The organism is Streptomyces sp. NPDC001480 (assembly GCF_042894725.1).
Lineage (GTDB): Bacteria > Actinomycetota > Actinomycetes > Streptomycetales > Streptomycetaceae > Streptomyces.
Map to the genome: position 1 here is coordinate 20,448 of NZ_JBIAVX010000016.1, position 23,136 is coordinate 43,583.

Annotated in this window: 18 protein-coding genes; 8 read left to right on the plus strand and 10 right to left on the minus strand. The window is 71.6% G+C overall.

All coding sequences use genetic code 11. The annotated features are described in order from the left end of the window. From ACFY01_RS33805 to ACFY01_RS33820, 4 genes are all read left to right on the plus strand, one after another. On the plus strand, positions 1-2,262 hold the full coding sequence (locus tag ACFY01_RS33805; protein WP_390739581.1) for a hypothetical protein: 2,262 nt from the start codon (positions 1-3) through the stop codon (positions 2,260-2,262). Between the two features lie 10 nt (positions 2,263-2,272). Then, positions 2,273-2,941, plus strand: a complete 669-nt coding sequence (locus ACFY01_RS33810) for a hypothetical protein (protein WP_390739582.1) — start codon at positions 2,273-2,275, stop codon at positions 2,939-2,941. 248 nt (positions 2,942-3,189) lie between these two features. Continuing rightward, on the plus strand, positions 3,190-3,408 hold the full coding sequence (locus tag ACFY01_RS33815; protein WP_390739583.1) for a hypothetical protein: 219 nt from the start codon (positions 3,190-3,192) through the stop codon (positions 3,406-3,408). Between the two features lie 15 nt (positions 3,409-3,423). Continuing rightward, positions 3,424-4,371, plus strand: coding sequence for a hypothetical protein (locus tag ACFY01_RS33820; protein WP_390739584.1), 948 nt, complete (start codon positions 3,424-3,426; stop codon positions 4,369-4,371). 141 nt (positions 4,372-4,512) lie between these two features. Here ACFY01_RS33820 and ACFY01_RS33825 read toward each other — a convergent pair whose 3' ends face one another. Beyond that, a complete protein-coding gene (locus ACFY01_RS33825; protein ID WP_390739585.1) occupies positions 4,513-4,824 on the minus strand; it encodes a WXG100 family type VII secretion target in 312 nt (103 codons plus the stop codon). 34 nt (positions 4,825-4,858) lie between these two features. Then, positions 4,859-5,197, minus strand: a complete 339-nt coding sequence (locus ACFY01_RS33830) for a WXG100 family type VII secretion target (RefSeq protein ID WP_390739586.1) — start codon at positions 5,195-5,197, stop codon at positions 4,859-4,861. Between the two features lie 284 nt (positions 5,198-5,481). On the opposite strand from ACFY01_RS33830, the gene ACFY01_RS33835 reads away from it, so the two are divergent. After that, the gene (locus tag ACFY01_RS33835) at positions 5,482-5,775 is read left to right on the plus strand and encodes a DUF397 domain-containing protein (protein WP_390739587.1); all 294 of its coding nucleotides are present in this window, start codon (positions 5,482-5,484) and stop codon (positions 5,773-5,775) included. Positions 5,776-6,068: 293 nt separating this feature from the next. Here ACFY01_RS33835 and ACFY01_RS33840 read toward each other — a convergent pair whose 3' ends face one another. The 3 genes from ACFY01_RS33840 to eccB are packed head-to-tail and all read right to left on the minus strand — an operon-like array spanning position 6,069 to position 10,350. Continuing rightward, positions 6,069-7,574 carry a PQQ-binding-like beta-propeller repeat protein gene (locus tag ACFY01_RS33840; RefSeq protein ID WP_390739588.1) on the minus strand — a complete coding sequence of 502 codons (1,506 nt, stop codon included), beginning with the start codon at positions 7,572-7,574 and terminating at the stop codon, positions 6,069-6,071. Then, a complete protein-coding gene (gene mycP, locus ACFY01_RS33845; protein WP_390739589.1) occupies positions 7,571-8,806 on the minus strand; it encodes a type VII secretion-associated serine protease mycosin in 1,236 nt (411 codons plus the stop codon). The genes ACFY01_RS33840 and mycP overlap by 4 nt, the downstream gene beginning before the upstream one ends. 20 nt (positions 8,807-8,826) lie before the next feature. Continuing rightward, on the minus strand, positions 8,827-10,350 hold the full coding sequence (gene eccB, locus ACFY01_RS33850) for a type VII secretion protein EccB (RefSeq protein ID WP_390739590.1): 1,524 nt from the start codon (positions 10,348-10,350) through the stop codon (positions 8,827-8,829). A gap of 184 nt (positions 10,351-10,534) precedes the next feature. Between eccB and eccE the strand changes: the two genes are divergently transcribed. From eccE to ACFY01_RS33865, 3 genes are all read left to right on the plus strand, one after another. Then, a complete protein-coding gene (gene eccE / locus ACFY01_RS33855) occupies positions 10,535-11,872 on the plus strand; it encodes a type VII secretion protein EccE (protein ID WP_390739591.1) in 1,338 nt (445 codons plus the stop codon). Between the two features lie 32 nt (positions 11,873-11,904). Beyond that, the gene (locus tag ACFY01_RS33860) at positions 11,905-12,657 is read left to right on the plus strand and encodes a hypothetical protein (RefSeq protein WP_390739747.1); all 753 of its coding nucleotides are present in this window, start codon (positions 11,905-11,907) and stop codon (positions 12,655-12,657) included. A 326-nt stretch (positions 12,658-12,983) separates the two neighbouring features. Further along, positions 12,984-16,496, plus strand: coding sequence for an SCO5717 family growth-regulating ATPase (locus tag ACFY01_RS33865; RefSeq protein ID WP_390739592.1), 3,513 nt, complete (start codon positions 12,984-12,986; stop codon positions 16,494-16,496). A gap of 80 nt (positions 16,497-16,576) precedes the next feature. Here ACFY01_RS33865 and ACFY01_RS33870 read toward each other — a convergent pair whose 3' ends face one another. The 5 genes from ACFY01_RS33870 to ACFY01_RS33890 all read right to left on the minus strand — a co-directional run bounded on the left by ACFY01_RS33870 (position 16,577) and on the right by ACFY01_RS33890 (position 23,109). Then, positions 16,577-17,524, minus strand: coding sequence for a bifunctional riboflavin kinase/FAD synthetase (locus ACFY01_RS33870; protein WP_390739593.1), 948 nt, complete (start codon positions 17,522-17,524; stop codon positions 16,577-16,579). A 120-nt stretch (positions 17,525-17,644) separates the two neighbouring features. Continuing rightward, entirely contained in the window at positions 17,645-21,169 is a 3,525-nt protein-coding gene (locus ACFY01_RS33875) for a trypsin-like peptidase domain-containing protein (protein ID WP_390739594.1), read from the minus strand. Positions 21,170-21,424: 255 nt separating this feature from the next. After that, entirely contained in the window at positions 21,425-22,330 is a 906-nt protein-coding gene (truB, locus tag ACFY01_RS33880) for a tRNA pseudouridine(55) synthase TruB (protein ID WP_390739595.1), read from the minus strand. Then, on the minus strand, positions 22,327-22,779 hold the full coding sequence (gene rbfA, locus ACFY01_RS33885) for a 30S ribosome-binding factor RbfA (RefSeq protein ID WP_361447034.1): 453 nt from the start codon (positions 22,777-22,779) through the stop codon (positions 22,327-22,329). Before rbfA ends, truB begins: the two co-directional genes overlap by 4 nt. A 36-nt stretch (positions 22,780-22,815) precedes the next feature. Beyond that, positions 22,816-23,109 (minus strand): DUF503 domain-containing protein, encoded by a 294-nt coding sequence (locus ACFY01_RS33890; protein WP_086173326.1) that lies wholly within the window; start codon positions 23,107-23,109, stop codon positions 22,816-22,818. Positions 23,110-23,136: the final 27 nt, after the last annotated feature.

The following is a 23,136-nucleotide window of genomic DNA, read 5'->3' on the forward strand; positions in this document are numbered from 1 at the left end:
GTGGTGACTTTTGACGACGCCCTCAACGTTCGTCTGGGCAGCCTTCAGGATGCCGTCGATGACTGGTCGGAAACGGTCAAGAAGCTGCAGACCCTTCAGGAGACGGCCGAAAACGGCATGCAGAGGAAGGCCGAGAAGGCCGACTGGAAAGGCGAGAACGCGGGCGTCACCAAACCCTTTGTGAAGAAGACCGCCAAGGAGTTCGGGGACGCGGCCAAAGAGGCCGAGAGCATCCGGAACATTCTTCGCGACGCTCATACGGAGTTCAAGGCGGCCAAGGAGAAACTACAGGCCATCGTCAAGGCCGCTCCCGACCAAGGAATACGCATCGATCCCGACGGAACCGTCAGTTACCTGATCCATCCGGATCGCCGACCCAAGGACTACGACGGCCCCGATCCGGATCAGAAGGACTTCGACCGTGTCCGCTCCGAGATCAAGGCCGCCGTCGACAAGGCCAACGATGCGGACGACATTGCCTCCCGTGCTCTTCGCACGCTGGTGGGCAAGGACGACAACAACTTCTCAGGCACCGACTACGACTCGCTCAGGCAGGCGGGCAAGGTGCAGGACGCCGAGGACGCGAAGGCCGCGGCAAAGATTGTCGAGAAGGGCGACGACGCCACCGCCGCAGAGATCAGCCGCCTGAACAAGTACCTCAAGGACAACAAGGGCGATCAGTACTTCGCGGAACGATTCGCGGTCGAAGTCGGAGCCAAGGGCACACTCGACTACTGGGCCGACATGGGCGATCCCAGTGATGGCTCCCGACTCGGGGTGGACCACCCCAAACAGCTCGCAGAACTCCAGAAGAACTGGAGCTTCACTCTGGCCAGCGCGTCGCATTCCGACAGCCCGGACATGGCCAAGTGGAAGGCGGACATGATCAAGTCCGGCGACGACATCGTGCGAACACGCGGATCGTCTGCCTACGGGTTCCAGATCATGAGCAACCTCATGCGCGACGGCTCGTACGACTCGAGGTTCCTGCACGATTACGGGAACGCCGCTTTCGCTACGGAACGCCGACTGACTCATGAAGGGCGGATCAAGCCTGGCCAGGCCTGGCACTCACCTTCCATGGGCATGATGCCGAAGTTGAATTGGGATGGTAAGGGTGTCGGGCAGGACCCGATGACCGGTTTCATGGAGGCGCTCGGCCACAACCCCAAGGCTTCTGCGGACTTTTTCAACAGCAAGCTGGACCTCACCCCCGACGACACACGTGATCACAAGAGCGTCGACGCGTTCAAGTACTTCGCCCAGGACCGCGACTGGCCCAACGACAACACCAACGACGGCCTGACCAACAAATACGGCCACGAGAGTCTGGGCCATGCGTTGGAATCCGCGACGTTGGGCCACGCCTACGACGACCCCACACCCAAGCTCGTTCGTACCGACGACGGAGCGAAGGTGATGGAAAAGGTAGTGGAGGCATACGGCGATCCCGCGCTCCTGAAGAAGGAAGAGGCGCTGTCGGGGAGCATCGGCCGCATGACCGCGGGCTACATCGACGACGTCAACTGGGCCCTGAACGAGAACAGGACGGACAGCATGTTCGCCCCCGACAAGGGGGCACATGGGCATGCCGAGTTCGGCATGGACGGTGCCCGCAAGTTCCTCAGCGCGCTGGGTCAGCACCCTGACGCCTACTCGGAAGTCGCCACCGCTGAACGCGTCTACACGTCGACTGGCATGGAGGCACAGGTCGATGCCAACGGTCACATCCACGAGCCACGCGTTCGCGAGGCACTGCGGACCGGCGCCGAAGTCCAGGGCATGCTCGACCAGTCCAGGGCCGACCAAGTGGAAGCCGAAGGCCTGAAGAAGGACAAGGAATACAACGATGCGCTGGAGAAGCGCGCCTCCTGGATCGAGTTCGGTGCAGGAGTCGGTGTTGCCACAGGAGCGGCGTTCCTGCCGCCGGTGGCCGCCGCAGGCGTGGCCGGCACGCTGATCCCACTCGGTATGGAGCATGGTGAGGCACTCGTTGAACAGGTCCTTGGTGATGGGATCGGAGACTGGGCCGAGTCCAACCAGAAGGACAGCGGAGACGACATCCAGAAACAGCGCAACGAGATCTTCAAGGCCGGTGAGTTCAACGCAAGTTATCCGATGACTGATTTCCTGAACCGGCATCACATCAGTCCTGACGACAGTAATTTCGCACAGACCTTGGAGACTGACTTGACCGCCGGCTACGGCAAGGGAACCGATCGCGAGAACCAGCAGGGCGTGCGCCCACAGACCGGGGATTGATGAGGACACCGTGAAGCTCGCCCGCACTCTCGCCAGGCCCCTGGCGCTCGCTCTGCTTGCCCTTTCCGGGGCCGTCGCGTGCCAGTCCGACGGCAACGACGGTGCAGCCGATCCTGCCAAGACTGCCGATAAGGACTGCAGCGGATCCTTGACCGGTCCCGCAGCCAGTGCCGTGACTGACCTGCTGGGATCCGACTCGTACACCACCTCGTCCGCGCATGAGGGCGCCTCCGGAACGGCACAGGACCTCGTTTCCGAATACCGCAGCAAGGGAGTCACCGGTGGTGGGAAGGTCGGACTCTGCTGGATCTACCGGTCGAAGAAAGACCTGAGTGATTTGACCATCTCCTTCTCATTCGCCACCGAAGTCCCGCAGAGTAACAAAGTGGCCTCCTCCTTCGCCGCCTACAAAATGGGCGCTCTAGCGCTGACCAGCAGCCAGAGAGCCGTGATCTACATGGCTTGCTCCAGCACAAAATTCGAGTCTGATGGAAGTCGGCAGACTTTCACGATTCGAGGCGAGACGAACAATCGCTATGAGCCGGATGGCTCACCGACAGAACAACGAAAGAACAACCTCATCGTCATGCACTCCGGCAGTATTGCATTGGCCAAGGCCTTGGACTGCAAGGACGACTCGGACCTTCCAGGAAAGTTCATCATGCCACCCAAGGCATAATGGAAGCAGCTACCGGAGGCCGCCGGTGATCCGTTATCGAGCTACCACTCTGGGCGCAGCCCCTATTGTGCTTTCGTGCGCTGGATGCGGAGAAGATGGGCCTCTTCATGATGCCCTGCGGATCAAATTCACCCCGGGATCGGGCAGCCTCGACAAGGACCTGGATCTCTCCGTGGCAGTTAGACAAGCAGGTTCCCCTCGCCGGAAATGATGATACCTCTGCCTCTTGACGAGAGCTGACACCTTCCATGTCCGTAACGAAAATACGACGCACCTACGTCGTCGCGATAGTGAGCATGCTGGCCCTCCTGGCCGGCGGCTACGCCTGGTACTGGAACTTCGCTCCGTCCGCACGGGTCGGCAGGGCGTGTGGCGGCATGCTGCCGGTCGACGACACGCTGGCGATGAGCGGGAAGCACGCGCGCCTGGGTGGGCAGGCTGGTCTGAAACTGTCCAGCTGGCACTAGCGCCCCTCGTCCGACGTGAGCGCGCCGGCAGGCCTATCGGTGGCCTGCCAGGTCAATGGCGTCGAGGTGCACATCGAGCCGTCCGCCGGCAGTATCAGTCCGTTCGGCGTCTACACGTTCCAACAAGGCGACGATGTGCTGCCGATACCGCTCGGCAACGGCTGGTCGGGGTTTCTCGTCGCCGAGCCGGAGGGCGGCGTCGGTGTGTCGGTTGTGTTGGACTGTGCGAACTGGAAGCCCAGCCGGGGCAGCGGAATCCTGGTCACCGCTGATGCCGACACCGACACCGACACCGACACCGACGGCGCCGGTCCTTCGGCCTCGGCCCGGCTTGCTCGTATCGCCACGGAGACGGCACGGAAGGCAGCCGGGAAGTTCGGCTGTACGGCCGAGCCGGGGAGCACGATCTCCACGGTCGATTCCCGGTCGACGACCGCCCGCAAGAGCGCCGACCGGGCCGAAGGCACGTGCGCGGGCACCCGCTCGCGATCGCGGGTACGGGAAACAGCGGCACGGACGGCCCCGGTCGAGTTCTGCGTGCTGGGAGACGAACTGCGGCTGATGGCTTCGTACGGCCCGTTCGCCAACACCGCCGAGACCCGTCACGACGGCGCCTACGGCGGCTTCGACAAGCGCTCGGGGCTCCGGGGCGGCACGGCATGGGGGACGGCGACGTGCACGGGAGCGCAGGGCATGGGGCTCTACACGGTGTCTCCGCCGGAGGGCTCCGAACGCCGCTTCGACTCCCAGCCGCTCACGCCGCGGGAGTGGCAGGACCTGCGGCAGTTCGCCGAGCGTTCCGCCGCGCGTCCACCACTGCTCGCCGCCCGCCCTGCCCTCCGCTGCCGCTACTCCCGCGTCCGGTACTTGACCAGCAGCCAGATCAGCAGGATCACGGCGGCGATCAGGATGAGCCACTCCCACCACGCCATGGGACCGCCCGCGCCCGAATGGGTGCCGTAGTGGTGGTGGTACCGGCCTGCGGTTGTCGTGAGCGGTGTCGGAGACATCCAATTGGTCCGAATCGTCATGGTAGCTGAGCGTGCGGTGGGAAACGGCAAGGGGAGGCAGCTTGGTGCCGCCTCCCCTCTCGGTCGGGCCGGGTCAGCCCATCAGCATGCGGAAGCGCGCCGCGTTGCCCTTGTCCGTGTCCTGGTAGCCGATGACCGAGTCGTCCAGGAGCTGGGCGATGCGGCCCAGCTTCTGGGCCATCTGGTCCATCTGGTCGCTGCTGTCCCGCTGGATCTCGGTGTAGGCCGTCTTCGCCTCACCCTCCCAGGTCTCGGCCACGGCCTTGACCCTGCGCATGAGGGTCTCGAGCTGCTCCGCGAGGTTCTTGGCGGTGTTGCGGACGTCGCTGGCGGCCTGCGTGACGGTGTCGTAGTTTACGGCGGTACGGTCGGCTTCGAAGCTCATGAAACGTGTCTCCCTGGTGGGTGTGGCGTCGGGCTCAGGCGAGGTCGGTGATGCGGCTCGTGACCTCGTAGGAGTTGTCCACCTTCCGGATGTCGGAGATGCGCTCCTGCTCCTGGTCGGTGAAGCCGCCGATGCTCGCCCTCATCGCCTCTTCGAGGTCGACGAGATCGTCCTGGAGCTTCTTGAGGTTCTTGTTCACACCCTGCTGAACGGTGTCGAACTCCTTGCCCGCCGCGCCCTTCCAGCCGGCCTGGATCATGTCCACGACGCGGTTGAGCGAGGTGACCCGCTCGCTCACCTGGTGGTGGAAGTCGCGGATGTCGTTCGCCAGACCTGTGAGCGCGTGTGCGCTGAGGTCAACGCCCGAAGCCATACGTTCTTGCCCTCCTGTTGAAGCGGCGGTGACCTTCACCACCGCGACGGGTTCACCCGGACGGCTGTCCGGGCCCTCCTGGCGGGCAAGACCTGCTGCGCTCTCGCGCGACGCGCGGCCGCAGCGTCGCACCGCCCCCGTGCGGTACCACATGCGTGGCACCCGGAGCCACTCTAGTCACTTGACGTGGCGCTTCCAACTGCAAAGGCGACACAGGGAAGTTCTGGGGGCCAGTACTGTGACCGGCACAGCGTTCGTACGTCGGGAAGAGGGGTCGCTGCGGGATGACCGAGACGGCTGAGGAGATCAAGGCGCGCAAGGAGCGCGAGCGGGACGAGTTGTACGCCCTCGACATCTCGGGCGTCGAGTGGCAGTGCGCGCCCGGTACGGAGGAGCACGAGGAGCGGGTCGAGATCGCCAACCTCCCCGGCGGGGCCGTCGCCATGCGGTCCTCGCTCGACCCGAACACCGTGCTGCGGTACACGGAGGCGGAGTGGCGGGCCTTCGTACTCGGTGCGCGCGACGGGGAGTTCGACCTGGAGCCCGCGCCGCACAACGGCAGCCTGCCGACCGAGTAGCCAAGAGAGCGGAACACCGGCAGAGGCGGGGGGGGGGGGGGGGCCCCCCGGGGGCCCCCCCCCCCCCCCCCCCCCCCCCCCCCCGCCCCCCCCCGCGGGGGGGCCCCCCCGCCCCCCCCCCCCCCCCCCCCCCCCCCCCCCCCGCGGGGGGGGGCGCCCCCCGGGCCCCCCCCCCCCCGCCCGCCCCCCCCCCCCCCGGGGCCCCCCCGCCCGCCCCCCCCGGGGGGGGGGGGGGGGGGGGGCCCCCGGGGGGGGCCCCCCCCCCCCCCCCGCCTCTGCCGGCCCGTTTCACCTCAGTGCTTGAGGCCCGCCGTGCCGACCCCGAGGACCGACAGCACCGGATACGTCGGGTGGTCGTCGTCCCGGGCCAGTTCGCGCGGTGAGAAGAAGACGTTGCCCTGCTCGTAGGTGATCTCCGTCTTCTCCGGGTCGCTGAGGTCGTACTCGTCGTCCTCCGGGAGCTTGAAAAGGAGGTACGGCGTCTCCTTGTCGGTGCGGGGGTTCCAGCTGACCACGGCCGCGGGCTGCACGGTGTCGATGCTGCTGCGGTAGACGAGCAGGTCGTCGCCGCTCGTGCGGAGGGGGACGACCATCTGGAAGGGACGGCCCTCGAACTTGCCGACGGAGGTGCCCTTGTCGACGTCGAAGGCCACGATCCAGTCGGAGGGCTGCTTGATGTCGGTCTGCTCCTTGCTCATGACGTAGAGCCGGTCGCGGCCCACGACCAGACCGTCGCAGTCTTCCACCGTGCCGAAGTACCCGGCGAAGGAGTACCGCTTGCCGCACTTGGGCTCGTAGCCGCCCATCGAGATGGTGGCCAGGCGTTTGCCGTGGTCGGCGTCGAGTGTGATCAGGTCGGTGGTCTCGGAGTCGCCCGCCGACACGGCCAGGACGGGCGGGTCGGAGGAGGGCAGGTGGACGTCCTGGACGCCGTCGGCGAGCTTGTACGTCCACCGGGTCTTGCCGGTGCGCGGGTCCAGTTTCTCCACACGGTAGGCGGCGTCGGACTCCTCACCGCAGGCGACCAGCGCCAGGAGCGCGCGGCCGCCGGCGAAGCCCTTGTCGTGGCACTGGGACACCGTGGTGGTGTTCCAGAGCCGCTTGCCCGTCTTCATGTCGTACGCCACCGAGCCATGGCCCCAGGCCACGGCGACGACGCCCTTCGTGAGGGTGAGGTTGGTGTTGGTGACGTAGGCGAAGTCGGCCGAGGGCATCTTCTCCTGCCAGAGCTTCCTGCCCGTGTCGAGGTCGAGGAAGACCACCTGGTCGCAGACGCCCTCGGTCTTGGCGCCCTTGGCCTTGGGCGGCTGGATGACGACCGCGGTACGGCCGTCGGCGGTGACGTCCCTGCTGGTGGCGCATATGTGGCCGGCCAGCTTGAGGGTCCAGGCCTTCTCGTCGTACGTGGGCTCGATCTTGTAGCCCTCGATCCGGTTGGCCACACCCCTCGCGATGATCTTCCTCGTGGCCCAGGCGCCGGGGGCGTAGCGCGGGTTGGTCTCGGTGTTCTTGGAGAGTTTCTCCTCGTTGTGCTGGGTCACGATCTGGCCCTCGGGCGAGACGGGGGCCTTCTCGACGGTCTCGCGGACCTCGTCGAGCGCCTGGTGTGCGGCGACCGGTGTCGCACCGCCGGTCCCCTTGTCACCGGCCTGGTACCACAGCAGGCCCGCGCCTACGCAGAGGGCGGCGGCCGCCGACGCCGCGGCCGTCCTGAGGACCCGTCTGCGGCGCTTCTGGCGTGTCTTGTCCGCCGCCAGTGCGGACTCGGTGTACATCGACGGAGGTGGGCCGAAGCTCACGCTGAGGGTTCCTTTCGGTGACGGCGGCGCAGGTCGCGCGTTACGACGGCCCCGCCTGCGATGACCGCCACCAGCACGACGGTGATGCCGAGGGCGTAGGTGGCGTACCGCTGGTCGCGTTCCTCGGGGGTCTCCGCGAGGGAGAACGGTGCCACTTGGGGGGCCGGGGCCTTGCTGAGGCCGGGGTCCGGGGTGGGCGAGGACGGCGGGTCGTCGGTGCCGGATTCCTGGACGGCCCGGACCGGGTCGACGACGCCCCAGCCGACGTAGTTGTCGTGGCCGTTGACGGAGCGCTCGGCCGTCTGCTCGATCCGGGTGATGATCTGGGCGGAGGTCCAGTGCGGGTACTTCTCCTTGAGCAGGGCCGCCACGGCCGCGACGAAGGGGGCCGAGAAGCTGGTGCCGTTGTCGGTGCACTGGCCTCCGCCGGGAACGGTGGAGACGATGTCCACGCCGGGGGCCGCCACGCCCACGAAGGTGCCCGCCTGGGAGAAGGTGGCGCGTTCGTTGTTGCGGTCGGAGGAGGCCACGGCCAGTACTCCGTCGAAGGCGGCCGGGTAGGTGTTCTTGACCTTGCCGTCCAGGCCGTCGTTGCCCGCGGAGGCGACCACGACGACCCCCGCGCCGATGGCCTTGCGGACCGCCTGCGCCAGGGTGGAGGTGGCCGACAGGGGCTTCGTCGTGTCCTGGGAGATGTTGATGACGTCGGCGCCTTGCGTCACGGCGTAGTTGATGGCAGCGGCCATCGTGTCCGAGTCACCGCTCTTGTCGGCGTCGTTCTGGCGGATGGGGATGATGGTGGCGTTCGGGGCGAGGCCGACGAAGCCCGTGCCCGAGCGGGGACGGGCGGCGATGATGCCCGCGACCTTGGTGCCGTGCCCGACCTGGTCGTCGGTCGGGTCGCCGCCCTTGCCCTTGGCGAGGAAGTCACGGCCGGCCGCTTTGTCCACCACCGCGCTGAGCTGTGGGTTCTTGTCGTCGACGCCGGTGTCGATGACGGCCACGCGCACGCCTTTGCCCCTGTTCGTGCCCTGCCAGAGTTCGTCGAGCAGGACGCGCTGCAAGGACCAGGGGGTCCCCTTGATCGGCTTGGCCGGGAACGTGCACTCTCCGCTGCCGTCCAGACGGAGGGAGGGTGCGGGCGGGGCCGCGCCCAGGGTGGTCAGCAGTACGGCGGCGGTCAGCAGGGTTGCCTTCGTCGGCAGCACTCGTACGGCGCTCCTATTGATCATGTCCGTAGAACAGAGGCGGGCTACGAACCCTGCGGCTGACGGGCGCCGTTGGTGTCCAGGCGCGGGCCCTTCGCCAGGAACTCCGACCAGACCGTGGGCACCTTGGCGGGCCTGACGTTCTCGTAACCGAGCTTGACCTGGGCCTCGCTGGGCTCGGGGGTGCCGTCCGAGGTCTTCTTGCCGTCGGCGCCGATGGCCGACTTCTGGCTGTCGCTGTCGCCGTTGGCCTGGACGGCGTACCGCAGTCCGGTGTCGGTGACGAGGAAGAGCGCGCCGGCGCCCGTCTCGGTGCCCTGGAACTGGGTGTAGAGCAGGCCCGTGCCGGGGGTGACGTAGGTGCTGGTGCCGTCCGCGGTGATCGCGGCCGGGTAGTCGGTGCCCGCCCAGGTGCTCAGGGTCGTCGAGTTGTCGTCGTCCACGTCGCGCAGCACGCTGCACACGGTGTCGCGGCCCGCTGCGGACGAGGCGGAGTTGACCTGGCGGGCCCGCTCGCGGGGCCAGTCGGCGGGTTGTCCGGCGAAGGGCTCGGTGTCGGCGGTGAAGTCCTGGAGGCCCACGGTGCGGGCCTTTCCGTTCATGTTCAGCCGTGCCGTCTGGGGCGAGGAGATCAGCAGCCAGGCGGTGAAGTCGCTGATCGGCTGCACCTTGCCGGGCAGGACGACGTAGTACTTGGTTCCCTCCCCGGTCTCGGTGCGCAGGACCATGCCGACCTTGTTCTCCTCCGCGGAGAGCTGGCCCGGGACGTTCGCGGGCGAGCCGACGCCGGACGGCAGTTGGGGGAAGCGTATGGGCGCGCCCTGGTGCAGGGTGCCGAGCCACTCCTTGGTGACGAGCTGCGGCTTACGGGAGCCGACGAGCGCGGTGGTCAGCGCGTCGGACTCGGCACCGGTGACGGCGTACGACGTGCCGCGCGGGTCGACCAGATAACGCCGGCCGGCGCGGGTCTTCACGTACAGCACGTCACCGCCGGCGAGGCGGCGCGAACCGTCGGTCTTCGCCGCGTCCCGCTGGGCGAGGACGAAGGTCGCCTCCTGGACGGTCTCGCCCTTGCCGCCGGGCTGCTCGCAGACGGCCCAGCGCTTGGCCTTCCCGGCCTCGTCGGCGGACGGGAGGCGGTCGGGCGCGTAGGGGATGCCCAGGATCGGACCGCGCGGCAGCTTGCCCGAATCGAGGATGTCGTCGCTGACCTGGATGACCTGGTAGTCGGCGTCGTTCATCAGCAGGCGCGCGGAGGAGAGGTTGAGCACCGGGTGCAAGCGGGTGACCTTGCCGGTCTTGAGGACGACGTAGCGGGTGGTGGACTGCTTGCCCACGATGACCCGGGTGCCGGGCTTGTCCCAGCCGGCGGGCGCGGTGGGCTGGAACATCCCCCAGGCGCCGAAGACCGCCAGCGTCAGCGCGCCCGCGACGAGGCTGGGCACGACCGCGCGCAGCGGCTTGGGCGCGCCTTCCTCCGATCCGGACGGTGACGGCTGGAGGAAGGCCGCGAGGGTGCGCCTCTTCGCGAACGTGTAGGCGTTGAGTTCGTCCCGCCGTGATGCCATGAGTGACTGTTCTCCCCGTTGTCACATCCGGAGGCGTGCCTGGCCGCCCTCCGATGTCAGACCGGCCCCCTACTATGCCTGGTGTCGGCAGTGGCGGGAGGGGCGGGTAGGGTACCTGGGCCTTCCGGCGCCCAAGTGTGGTGCCGGCACCAGCGAGTTGTGAGAAAAACGGGGGGATGGAGTGATGGCTTCCGGTACTCGGACGCGGTCGCGCGGGCGGTCGCGGGCCCAGGGTGCCGCGGCGCCCGGGCCCGAGACCGCTCCTCGGCCGTCGGCCGCCCGGCCGCGGCAGCAGGCATCGGGCGCGCTGCATCTCAAGGCCCGTGCGGGACAGGGCGGTTCGTTCCGGCTGCAACGGCTCGTGCTGCTGGAGCTCGCGGCGGCCGTGCTGGTCACCGGCTGGGCGACGGGCCCCGCGGCGCTCGTGCCTGCGGCTCTGGTGGCCGTCGCGCTCGTACTGCTCGCGGTGGTCAGCCGCCGGGGCCGTTCACTCCCCGAATGGCTGATGACGGCAAGGGCGTTGCGGGCCCGGCAGCGCCGGGCGGCGAACACTCCGGTACCGCCGGGCACCGAACCCGCGCTGGTGCCCGCGGTGGAGTGCGAGCCCGCCCTGCGCACCTACTCCTACGGTGCCCGCGACCGGCGTCCCGTCGGAATCGTCGGCGACGGCACCTTCGTCACCGCCGTCCTCCAGGTGGAGGCCGACGCGACCGCGCTGCGGGCCGAGCGGAGCCGTCAGCCGCTGCCGCTCGGGCTGGTGCGGGACGCCCTCGAGGTGGACGGCATACGGCTGGAGTCGGCGCAGGTCGTGCTGCACACGCAGCCGGCGCCCGCGCTGCACCTGCCCCAGCAGTCCGTGGCCGTCGCCAACTACCTGCCCCTTCAGGAACAGACCGGCGCTCCGGCGGTCCGCATCACCTGGATCGCGCTGAAGCTGGATCCCGAGCTGTGCGCGGAGGCCGTGGCCGCGCGCGGGGGCGGTCTCTTCGGCGCGCAGAAGTGCGTGGTCCGTACGGCGGACCACCTCGCCAGCCGACTGACCGGAGCCGGGTTCCGCGCGACCGTGCTCGACGAGGAGGAGCTCATCGCCGCCCTCGCCACCTCGGCCTGCGCCAACCCCCTGGTGACGGCCGACGCCGGGCGGACCGAGGTGCGGGAGCGGCGGACCCAGGAGTCCGGCCGGAGCTGGCGCTGCGACAACCGTCGGCACACCACGTACTGGATCCGCCGATGGCCCCAACTGGGTGGCGACCGAGGGGCGTCACTGCCGCAGCTGGTCGCCGGGCTCACGGCCGTACCCGCGCTGGCCACCACCTTCAGCCTCACCCTCGCGCGCGGGGAGCGGCAGGAGGTGTCATTGTGCGGGCATCTGCGGGTTACCGGCCGCAGCGACGACGAACTGGTCGCCGCCCGGCGTGCCGCGGAGGGCGCCGCCCGGCAGGCCGGCGCGGGCCTCGCCAGGCTCGACCGGGAGCAACTGCCCGGCATGCTCGCCACATTGCCCCTCGGAGGTGTGCGTTGACGACCCCGACGACACAGCGGACCACCGGTCGGGTGGCCGCACCGGAGGCCGCCGCTCCCTCCGCCGCCCAGCGGGTGACCGCCCGGGTGCGCAACGGCTTCGGGCTGCTCGGCCCCCGGCACGGGCGGCACGCGCTGCCCGCGCAACTGCTGGACTCGCTCGCCCTGCCGATCGGTGACGACGGGGTCGTTGCCGGTGTGGACTCCGAGGGACAGCCTGCCGTGCTGGGGCTCAACCGGCCCACGGCGTACGACGTCGTGCTGATCGGCGGGCTGTGGACCGCGCAGGTCCTCGCACTGCGGGCCGCGGCGACGGGCGCGCGGGTCGCCGTCGAGACCGGTCGTCCGCAGGCCTGGACACAGATGGTGCACGCCATGGGCGGTGGCCAGAACGGCCTCGCGGTGTACGACGTGGGTCGCGTGCCACCGCAGGGCGCCTCGGCCGGCACGCCGGTCCTGGTGGTGCGGGACTGCGGCATGCGGCCGCCTCGCGGGCGGGTGACTTCCGGTCCCTGGCAGTCGGTGCTGACGCTGCTGCCGTACCTCAGCCCGGTCGCGCCCCGGCTGCTGCGGCAGGCACGGCTGGCGGGCATCCAGCGGGTCTCGCCGGACGAGGCCGGGGAACTGGGCCGCGCCATGGGGCTGAACCGGGTCGAGGTGGAGGCCCTGCCCACGCTCGCCGACGGTGTCACCCTCTGGTGTGCCGACCGTGATCGGCAGTATGTGATGACGCAGCCCACCGATGCCGAGATCGGATTGTTGGGTACGCCACGGCGGATGGACTGAGCAACGAGATGCTTGCTGACCCGACTTGACGGCTCTTGTCTGTTTTGTTCGTTGATGGTGCGCCAATACGGCAGCGCGGTGGGGCACTTCGGGGCGGGGTGTGACCTGGTGGGTCTGTGCTGAGGGGCGGACGGGCCTGCCCGGGTGCGGCTCGTGGTGATTAGGCTGGTACCGGGTGCGATGCCAGAACCCGTGGACCGGGCATCGACGGCCCAGGGGGAGAGCCGGTGGATCGGACTACCTCGAACGACTACGGACGACTGAGAACGACACGACATGGTCGCCCCGGCACGGCATGAGGGTGCTCGACCACACCAGGAGGAACTGTGAGCAGCGATCGGGACGGGATCCGCGGGGGCTGGGCCACACCCGGCGATGACCAGCCCGACGCGGAGTCCGCCGTCGAGACGACGGGTGAGTTCACCATCGACTACGCGCCGCCTGCCTGGTACACGCAGAACGCGTCGCAGGCGGGTGGGGCGGCGGAGGGTTCCGGACAGGGCTCGGGGGCCGGTGGGGCCTCCGGTCCCGCATCGGGGGCGCCCGGTACGGCCGGGGGGCCGCCCGCATCGCCGTACGCGGATGCCGGGGGCGCTCCGATTCCGGGGCTGGCCCCTCCGCCGCACGCGACTCGGGCACCCGGTGCCGTGACTCCGGGTGCGCCCTTCACTCCGCCTCCCCCGGCTCCCGCGCCGGGGGCGCCTTTCACGCCGCCCGCGCCCGCGCCGGGGGCGCCCTTCACGCCGCCCGCGCCGCCGACCGGGGGGCCCGGTGCGGTGCCGAGGCTGCCGATGGGGAGCGGGTTCGAGCCGCAGGCCTCGCAGCAGCCGCAGCCGCCGCAGCAACCTTCGCAGCCGGAGGGGCAGGCTCAGTCGTGGGCGCCGCCTGCGCCCCCTGCACCGCCCGCGCCGACCGCGCCGCCCGAGGCTGATAACGGTGATCTGGAGAGCGGCGCCACCATGCGCTTCTCGGCCGTCGCGCTGAAGCGCGAGATGGCGGCGATCGCGGAGCGCGCCGACGTGTCGAACGACGACGGCTCGGGCGAGCCGGGTGGGCCGGGCGGGCCGGGCGGGCCGGCTCAGCCGGTTGATCCGGTTGAGCCGGTTGAGCCTGACGCGTCCAAGGACGTGGCCGAGGTGGAGGCACAAGACACGGACGAGGCCGAGGGAGCCGACGTGATCGAGCTTCGGAGCGTGTCCGGGGGCGCCGCCGAGGCGTCCGAGGATGCCGACGAAGCTGTCGCCGACTCGGGCGAGGACGCCGGGCCGGTGGCGGCGGATGCCCCCGCCGAAGAGGCCGCGCCCGCCGAGGAGGCCGCGCCGCAGGCCGCCGTTCCGCTGGAGGAGGAGTCCGCGGACGCCTCGCCCGAGGACACGCCCGCCGAAAACACCGAGGCGGCGGACACGGACGCCCAGGTCGACGCGGCGGCCGAGGCCGAGGACGAGGACGCGGTGGAAGCGGAGGCCGAGGTCCAGGACGCCGCTCCCGCCACCCCCGAGCCCACCGACCCCGAGCCCACCGACGCCGTTCCCGCCGAGGCTTCGCCGGCTCAGGATGACGCCTCCGACGCGGAGATCGCTGCCGCTGACCCCGTTCCGCAGGCCGACGCGCCCCAGGACACCACCCCACCCCCGCCCGCGCCGCAGGACGCCCCGCCGGCCTGGGCTCCCCCGCCGGCGCCGCAGGCCGGGGTGCCGCCGCTGCCGCCGTCGTACCAGCCCGCCGCCCCCGCCCCGGCGGCCCAGTGGCCTGCCCAGCCGCAGCCGCAGCCCGACCCCGTGCCGCAGCAGCAGCCCCCGTTCCAGCCGCAGGCGCCCCAGCCCGCGCCCGCCGCCTGGAACCAGCCCCCGGCGCCGACGGCCGCCCCCCAGCCGGGCCAGCCGTACGCCCCCGCACCCGCACCCAACCCACAGGCCGGATACGGCTTCCCCCAGCCCACCGGACCCGCCGGCGCACCCCCCGCACCCCCCGCCCACCCCGGCCAGGGCTACGGCTTCCCCCAGCCCGACGCCCCGGCCCCCACACCACCACAGCCGCCCCACACCGCTGCCCCTGCGCCCAACCCACAGGCGGGATACGGCTTCCCGCAGCCCGGCGCGGCGGCCCCCGCCTCTCCGGTGCAGCAGCCGGGTGGTGCGCCCGTGCCTCCGGCCCCTCAGCAGCCGGCCGGCTACGGCTTCCCCCCGCCCCCCGACCCCGGCCGGCAGGCGCAGAACCAGCCGCAGCCCCCGCAGGCACCCCAAGCCCCGCAGCCTCAGGCACCCGCGCCGGCCCCCGCGCCGGACGTGCAGCCCCCCGCCCCCGGCTATGGCTTCCCCCACCCCGCGGGCGCCCCCAACTCCCCCGCCGACCAGGGCGGCTACGGCTTCCCGCAGCCCCCCGACCAGCAGGGTCAGGAGCAACCGCCGCAGTCTCCTCAGGCGGCTCTGCCTCCGCAGGCCCCCGTGGACCCGCGTGCCGGTGCCGCCTGGCCGCAGCCCATACAGCACGACCAGCGGCAGATGACCAACCCCGGCGCGGCGCCGCTGGGTTACACGGCGGCCGTGGAGCTGTCGTCGGACCGGCTGCTCAACAACAAGAAGCAGAAGGCGAAGAGCGGGCGGCCCGCGGCGGCCTCGTCGCGGTTCAAGCTGGGCGGCAAGAAGGAGGAGGCGGAGCGGCAGCGGAAGCTGGAGCTGATCCGGACGCCGGTGCTGTCCTGCTACCGGATCGCCGTCATCAGCCTCAAGGGCGGCGTGGGCAAGACGACCACGACGACCGCGCTGGGCTCCACCCTGGCCTCCGAGCGGCAGGACAAGATCCTCGCCATCGACGCGAACCCGGACGCCGGTACGCTCGGCCGCCGTGTGCGCCGCGAGACGGGGGCGACCATCCGTGACCTCGTCCAGGCGATCCCGTACCTCAACTCGTACATGGACATCCGGCGGTTCACGTCCCAGGCTCCGTCCGGCCTGGAGATCATCGCCAACGACGTCGACCCGGCCGTGTCCACGACGTTCAACGACGAGGACTACCGGCGCGCGATCGACGTGCTGGGCAGGCAGTACCCGGTCATCCTCACCGACTCGGGCACGGGTCTGCTGTACAGCGCGATGCGCGGTGTGCTCGACCTCGCCGACCAGCTCATCATCATCTCCACGCCGTCGGTGGACGGTGCGAGCAGCGCCAGTACGACGCTGGACTGGCTGTCCGCGCACGGGTACGCCGACCTCGTCTCACGCTCCATCACCGTCATCTCGGGCGTGCGCGAGACCGGCAAGATGATCAAGGTGGAGGACATCGTCAGCCACTTCGAGACGCGGTGCCGGGGCGTCGTGGTCGTGCCGTTCGACGAGCATCTCGCCGCCGGTGCCGAAGTCGACCTCGACATGATGCGGCCGAAGGTGCGGGAGGCGTACTTCAACCTCGCGGCCATGGTCGCCGAGGACTTCGTACGGCACCAGCAGTCGCACGGGCTGTGGACGAACGACGGCAACCCTCCGCCGGTGGCCGCCCCGCCCATGCCGGGCCGGCCCATGCCCGGACAGCCCATGCCCGGCCAGCAGTACCCGGCGCCCGGGCAGCAGCCGTACGCCCCGGGTCAGCCCTACCCCCAGCCGGGTCAGCCGCCCGCCCAGCCGTACCCGCCGGCCCCGGGTCAGCCGTACCCCCAGGCTCCCGGCCAGCCCTACCCGCCGGCCCAGGGCCAGCCCGGCCAGCCGTACCCGCCGGCCCAGGGCCAGCCCGGCCAGCCGTACCCGCCGCAGCCCGGTTATCCGCAGCCCGGCCAGCCCCAGGCGCAGCCGCCGCAGGGCCAGCCCCCGCAGGCACAGCCGCCGCAGGCTCCGCCCCAGCAGTAGGACGGCACGGAGAAGGGCGGCCGGTGCGTTGAACGCACCGGCCGCCCTTCGCGGTCCTGCAGGGAGTCCCGCCGGCAGGTCTACCGGCCCGCCTCGGTCAGCTCCCGGCAGCGCTTCACGTCCTCGGCCATCTGCTCCAGCAGGGCCTGAAGCGACTCGAACTTCGCCTGCCCGCGCACGTACGCCACGAAGTCGACGGCGACGTGCAGCCCGTACAGGTCGAGCCCGACGCGGTCGATGGCGTACGCCTCCACCGTGCGCTCGGTGCCGTCGAACTGCGGATTCGTGCCGACGGAGATCGCGGCCGGCATCACCTCGCCCTGGGCGTGCAGATAACCGGCGTACACACCGTCGGCCGGGATCGCGGTGTGCGCGAGCGTCTCCACGTTGGCCGTGGGGAAGCCCAACTCTCGACCGCGCTGGGCGCCGCGGACGACCACGCCCTCCACCCGGTGCGGGCGGCCCAGGATCTCGCGGGCGCCCCCGACGTCGCCCTCGGCGACCAGGCGCCGGGTGAGGGTCGAGGAGAACGGCTCACCGCCGCCCGCCTCGCCGGTCACGTACAGGTCGACGACCTCGACCTCGAAGTCGTAGATCTCGCCCTGGTCGGTGAGGAACTCGACGTTGCCGGCCGCCTTGTGGCCGAAACGGAAGTTCGGGCCCTCGACGACCGCCTTGGCGTGCAGCTTGTCCACCAGGACCTTGACGACGAAGTCGGCCGGGGACAGCTTCGAGAACTCGGTGGTGAAGGGAAGGATCAGCACCGCGTCCACGCCCAGCTCGCCCATCAGCTCGGCGCGCCGGTGGTGCGGGGCGAGCAGCGGCGGGTGGCTGCCGGGGCGGACGACCTCGCTGGGGTGCGGGTCGAAGGTGACGACGACGGAGGGGACGCCCAGCTCGCGGGCCCGGTCCACGGCGTGCTTGATGATCAGCTGGTGGCCGCGGTGCACCCCGTCGTAGGAGCCGATGGTGACGACGCTGCGCCCCCAGTCCTGGGGGATGTCCTCCAAGCCACGCCAGCGCTGCACTGTGACCGCTCCTCGAACCCGTGTCCGTATCTACCGTTTACCGCTTACGCAGGTCTAAGGGTGCCATGCCGCGGGTTCCGGGCCCGCATCGGCATGGGGGCTGTGACCCGGCGCACGTCATCACGCCGGTACGTGGGTGTGCAGGAATTCCAGCAGTTCCCGGCGCAGGGGGCGGGAGGCCGGGGTGCCCGGGGCGGCCAGCACGGCCGCCAGGGCCGTCCGGACGGGCGTCGGGCCGCCGTCCAGCAGGCCGGTGACCAGGGGCAGCAGCACGGCGCGGGCGGCCGGGCCCTGGTCGAGGCGGCGGTCGACGTACGCCGCCACGGGCTCGGCGGTCTCCGGTCGCAGCTGGGCCGCCTCCCGCACCAGCGCGGCGACCCGGCCGGCCAGCGGGGGTGTGGTGACGTCGGCGAGGGTGCGCAGCGCGGCGTCCGGTCCCACCCCGGTGCGCAGCCGGGCGCGGAAGGCGTCGAGGACCTGGTCGGGGTCCGTGGTGAGGGCGGGGACGAGGGCGCTCGGCGGGAACTGCGGGTCGCCGGTGGCGAACTGCCGCAGGGCCTGCGGGAGGTGGCGGGCGCGGGTGTGCGGGTCCTGGACGAGAAGGGCGAGGGCGCCGCCGTGCAGGCCGGCGTCGGCGGGGCGGGCGAGCAGGGCGAGCGCCGCGTAACGCAGCAGCTCGCGGTCGGCCTCGGTCCGTACGTGGGGTGCGGCGCGCAGTCCGTACGCCATGGCGGCGCCCCGCCGCGCCGGCCGCTCGTCGTGCGCCCACCGGTCCACGGCCCGGCAGACGGCGGAGGCCTCGTCCTCGGCGAGCACCGTGAGCAGTTCGTCGCCGCGCCGGTGCGCGCTGTCCACGAGCACCTCCGTGAGGTCGTCCAGCGCGCCGTGCCGGTAGGTGTGCAGCAGCGCCTGCGCGGCCGTGGCCACGGTGGCGTGCGGGGTGGCGGGCAGTGGCCGTTCGTCGTCGAACCAGCGGGTCAGGTGCGGTTGTACGGCGCTGGGGCCGGCGGCGAGCAGCCGGGCCACGGCGTCCAGGTAGCGGGTGCTGGTGGGCGGTGGGGCGGAGGCGTCGTCGTGCCACCCCGGCCACGACAGCGGCCCGGGCGGGGTCGTCACCCCGGCGGGCTCCTGCGGGGCCTCGTCCGCCTGGACCAGGCGGCGCAGCAGGTCGAAGCGCTCCTGGTCCGGGATCGGCAGAGCGGTCCAGAAGGCGGGGCCGAAGTCCGCGGAGACGGGGTGGTGCCGGCGCCGCCGGGCGACGATGCGGTCGGCCAGCAGCCGGAGCACACCGGTGTACGGGGTCGCGTCGGGGACCTGCGACAGCGCCTGGGCGAGCAGGCGCGCGGCCCACCACGAGGCGGGGTCCGCGTCCAGGGCGTGGACCAACTCCTCCAGGTACCGCGCGAGTTCGGCCGTGCCGTGCTGACGGGCGAGGAGCAGCAGGGCCTGGACGACGGGGCCGACGCGGTGGTGCGGGACGGGCAGGGGCCGGCCCTCCCCCGGGTCCCGCGGGGCGCGGCGGCGGTGGACCAGGGCGCGCAGGGCCTCGTCCAGGTCGAGGTGCATGCCCTGGATCCAGTCGGCGAGCTCCTCGTGGGCGAAGCGGTAGCCGTTCCCGGCGGGCACCAGCAGGCCTTCGGTGAGGACGGCGGACGCCCAGCCGGTGCCGCCGCCCAGCCAGGCGGGGGCGGGGCCCCAGGGGAACACCGACTCGAAGGTCGCCCGGTCCAGCTCGCCCTGCCCGGGTCCGAGGCTGCGCCGGGCGGCTTCGTGGACCTGGCGGGAGACCCGGGCGGCGAGGCGCCGTACGGCGGTGCCGCGCAGGCCGTTCGCGGCGGCGAGGCGGACCGCGACGCGCAGGCACATCAGGTCCAGGTAGGCGGAGAACACCTCGTGCCGGTCGGCGGGGCTCGCCGGGGTGTCCGGCGGCAGGGCGGCGCGGACCTCGGAGAGCAGGCGGAGGGTGAGGGGGTGCCGGGCGTCGCGGTCGGTGAGGGCGTCCTCGGGGACGGCGTAGCGGGCGCGGGCGCGGCGGGCCTCGTCCGGGGTGAGGTCGGTCAGGTGCACGCAGGGCGGGAGCGGACGGGGCGGGGCGGCAGGGGCGGAGGTGGGGGCGGGGGCGGAGGTGGGGCCCGGGGTGGAGGCGGCAACGGTGGCGGGCGCGTGGGGATACAGCAACTCCGGCGGGAACTCGGCCCCGGCGCTCTCCCAGTACTCCTCCCGGCACGCCACGACCAGCCGCGCCCCGGTCGCGCGCAGCCACTTGGCCGTTCCCGCGGTCCACTCGGGGAGCCGGTGGGCGAGGACGGGAGGCATCTCCTCGGGGCCGTCGAGCAGGAGCAGCAGCGGGCGGCCGGCCCGCCCGGCGACACGGGCGAGGCACTCCGGGGTGACGTCCCCCGGGCCGGCCGGACCGCGCAGGCCACCAGGGTTACCGGCACCAACCGCGTCACCGGCGTCGGCCGGGTCACCGACGCCACCGCAGCCACGGAAGTCTCCACCATCAGGGAAGTCACCTGCGTCACGGACATCGTCACCGGCCAGCGGCGTCCGGGAAGCGGCGATGATCCGGGCCGCCCGTTCCAGGGCGCGGTGCGCCGCGTCGGCCACCGAGTCGTCGGCGTCCTCCAGGTCGGCTCCGCGCAGCCACAGCGTGGGCGCCGGTTCCGGTGCGCGGTCGCGGCGGGCGGCGAGGGCCGCGAGTTCCGTCGTACGGCCGCTGCCCGGGGCGCCGACGAGGCCGAGGACGGCGGCGCCGCCGGTTTCGGAGAAGGAGGTCAAGTGACGTACGACTTCCGTCCGTTCGACGGGTTCCACGGGGCCGGGTCCGGTGGCGCCGATCCGGCCGACGCGCCCGGCGAGGGCTCCGGGCGGGCCGTCCTGCCCCACCGAGGTGACGGTCAGTTCCAGGACGCCCGCCAGATTGAGGTCGGCTCCGTAGGCGGGCACGGTCTCGGCGTTGCGGTCGAGGAGTGCGGCGAGCGGGCCGTCGGCCGCCGCGCGCAGCGGCACGGCGAAGCCGGCCTCCCGGTCGCCGGACCGCAGGGCCGTGCCGAGGACGCCGAGCACGGCACCGGTCTCCCAGTCGAGCACCGGCCCGCCGGCCGCTCCGCCGCCGAGCCGCAGCGCGTCCCGGCCCGCCGTGCCCATCGCCAACTCAAGGACGTCGTCGAGGAGATGGAGGTGGTCCGTGGCCGTGTAGGTCACCTGGCCTGCGCCCAGTACCCGTGCCTCGCGCCAGCCGCCGGCGGCGATACGCACGTACGCGCCGGTCGTGATCCGATCCCGCGCGCTCACCGGGAGCGGCTCCACGCCGAGGCCCTCGGTGCGGACCAGGGCGAGGGCCAGGGCGGGCAGCGGGGTGACGGCGTCGGCGGTCACGACACAGGTCCGCTCGTCCGCGGTGCACAGCACCAGCCGGGCCGGCCCGTCGACGGCCTCGTGGCTGGTGACGAGGGTGCCGTGGTGGTCGGCGAGGAAGCCGGTGCCGCGCGGGCGGCCGGCCAGGTCGCGGATCCGGACCAGACGTGCGTCGAGGGCCCGGTACCGGTCCTCACCGGGAGTGTCCCGCCGCCGCTCCCGGCCGGTCGCGTCCTCGCGGTCCCGTCCGGCGCCGCCTCCGGTCCGCGGGCCCCGTCCCGCCATGATCGAACCTCCCGACCGTGCACCCGTGCTCTGTGCACGACGGTAGGCCGGGAATGATCAGCGGGACAGATCGTGCGACGAAAGCGCCCCCTTCCGCTCCCCCCGTTCACTCCGAGCGCCCGCACGGTCGGGTGAATAGGCGGGGGCGGCTGGATACACCCTAGGGGTGGGGGAACCGAGGGGGGACCGTGGAGCGGCGGCGACATCCCGTGGCCGCCGCTCCACGGGCAGGGCCCATGGCCCCCCGGGTCCGGGTCAGCCGAAGACGGCCAGGCTCTTGGCCTTGCCCTTCTGTTCCTCGACCAGCGCGAGGAAGCGTCCCTCGGGGTCGAAGACGGCGACGGGGCCGCTGCCCGCGTACTCGTCCGGCATCTCCAGCCGCACACCGTTGATGAGCAGCCGGGCGCGCCTGGCGTCGACGTCCCAGCGTGGGAACGCGGCCGCGGCCGCCTCGGCGACCGGCATCACGGTCAGCTCCTCCTGGAGCTGTTCCAGCGTCTTCGCGGCGTCCAGCTTGTACGGCCCGACGCGCGTGCGGCGCAGCGCGGTGAGGTGTCCGCCGACACCGAGGTCGGCGCCCAGGTCGCGGGCGAGGGCGCGGATGTAGGTGCCGGAGGAGCAGACCACCGACACCACCAGGTCGAGGACCGGCGTGCCGTTCTCGGCGACCGCGTCCCGGACGTCGTACACGGTGAAGGAGGAGACGGTGACGGGCCGGGCGGGGATCTCGAAGTCCTCGCCCTCACGGGCCCGCTTGTAGGACCGCACGCCGTCGATCTTGATGGCGCTGACCTTGGACGGCACCTGCATGATGTCGCCGGTCAGCTTGGCGACGCCGGCGTCGACGGCCTCCCGGGTGACCTTGGAGGCATCGGCCGAGGCGGTGATCTCTCCCTCGGCGTCGTCGGTGACCGTGGTCTGGCCGAGGCGGATTGTGCCGACGTACTCCTTCTCGGTGAGGGCGAGGTGCCCGAGGAGCTTCGTCGCCTTCTCGACGCCGAGGACGAGGACGCCCGTCGCCATGGGGTCGAGGGTGCCGGCGTGGCCGACGCGGCGGGTCCTGGCGATGCCGCGCATCTTGGCGACCACGTCGTGCGAAGTGAAGCCCGACGGCTTGTCGACGATGACAAGGCCGTCGGGCGTGGTGCGCTTCTGGGTCATTCGGCGGTGTCGTCCGTCTCGTCCTCGGCGTCCGGCTTCCGGTACGGGTCCGCGTCACCGGCGTACGTGGCGCTCGCGGACGCCTCGCGTACCTTCTCGTCGGACTGGCGCGCCTTGTCGAGGAGGTCCTCGATGCTCCGGGCGGTGTCGGGGAGGGCGTCCGCGACGAAGGCGAGGGTCGGCGTGAACTTCACACCGGCCGCACGGCCGACCTCGGAGCGCAGGATGCCCTTGGCGCTCTCCAGGCCCGCCGCTACGGCCTTCCGCTCCTCCTCGTCGCCGTACACCGTGTAGAAGACGGTCGCCTCCCGCAGGTCCCCGGTGACCCGGGTGTCCGTGATGGTGACGTGCGAGCCGAGCCGCGGGTCCTTGATCCCGCGCTGCAGCTTCTGGGCCACCACCTCTCGGATGAGGTCCGCCAGCCTCTTGGCACGCGCGTTGTCGGCCACTGGTCGTCTCCCGTTCTTCCTGTTCTACGTTCGAAATCAGTCGTCGTCCCCGTGGAAGCGGCGTCTCACTGACAGCAGCTCCACCTCGGGGCGCCCGGCGACCAGCCGCTCGCACCGGTCCAGTACGTCGGTCAGGTGCCCCGCGTCGCCGGAGACCACCGCCAGGCCGATGACGGCCCTGCGATGGAGGTCCATGTGATCCACCTCCGCCGCGCTCACCGCGTACTTCCGCTGAAGCTCGGCCACGATCGGGCGGACGACGGAGCGCTTCTCCTTCAGCGACCGGACGTCGCCGAGCAGGAGGTCGAAGGACAGAGTCCCCACATACATGTGTGTGTCCGGATGACCCGCCGGTAC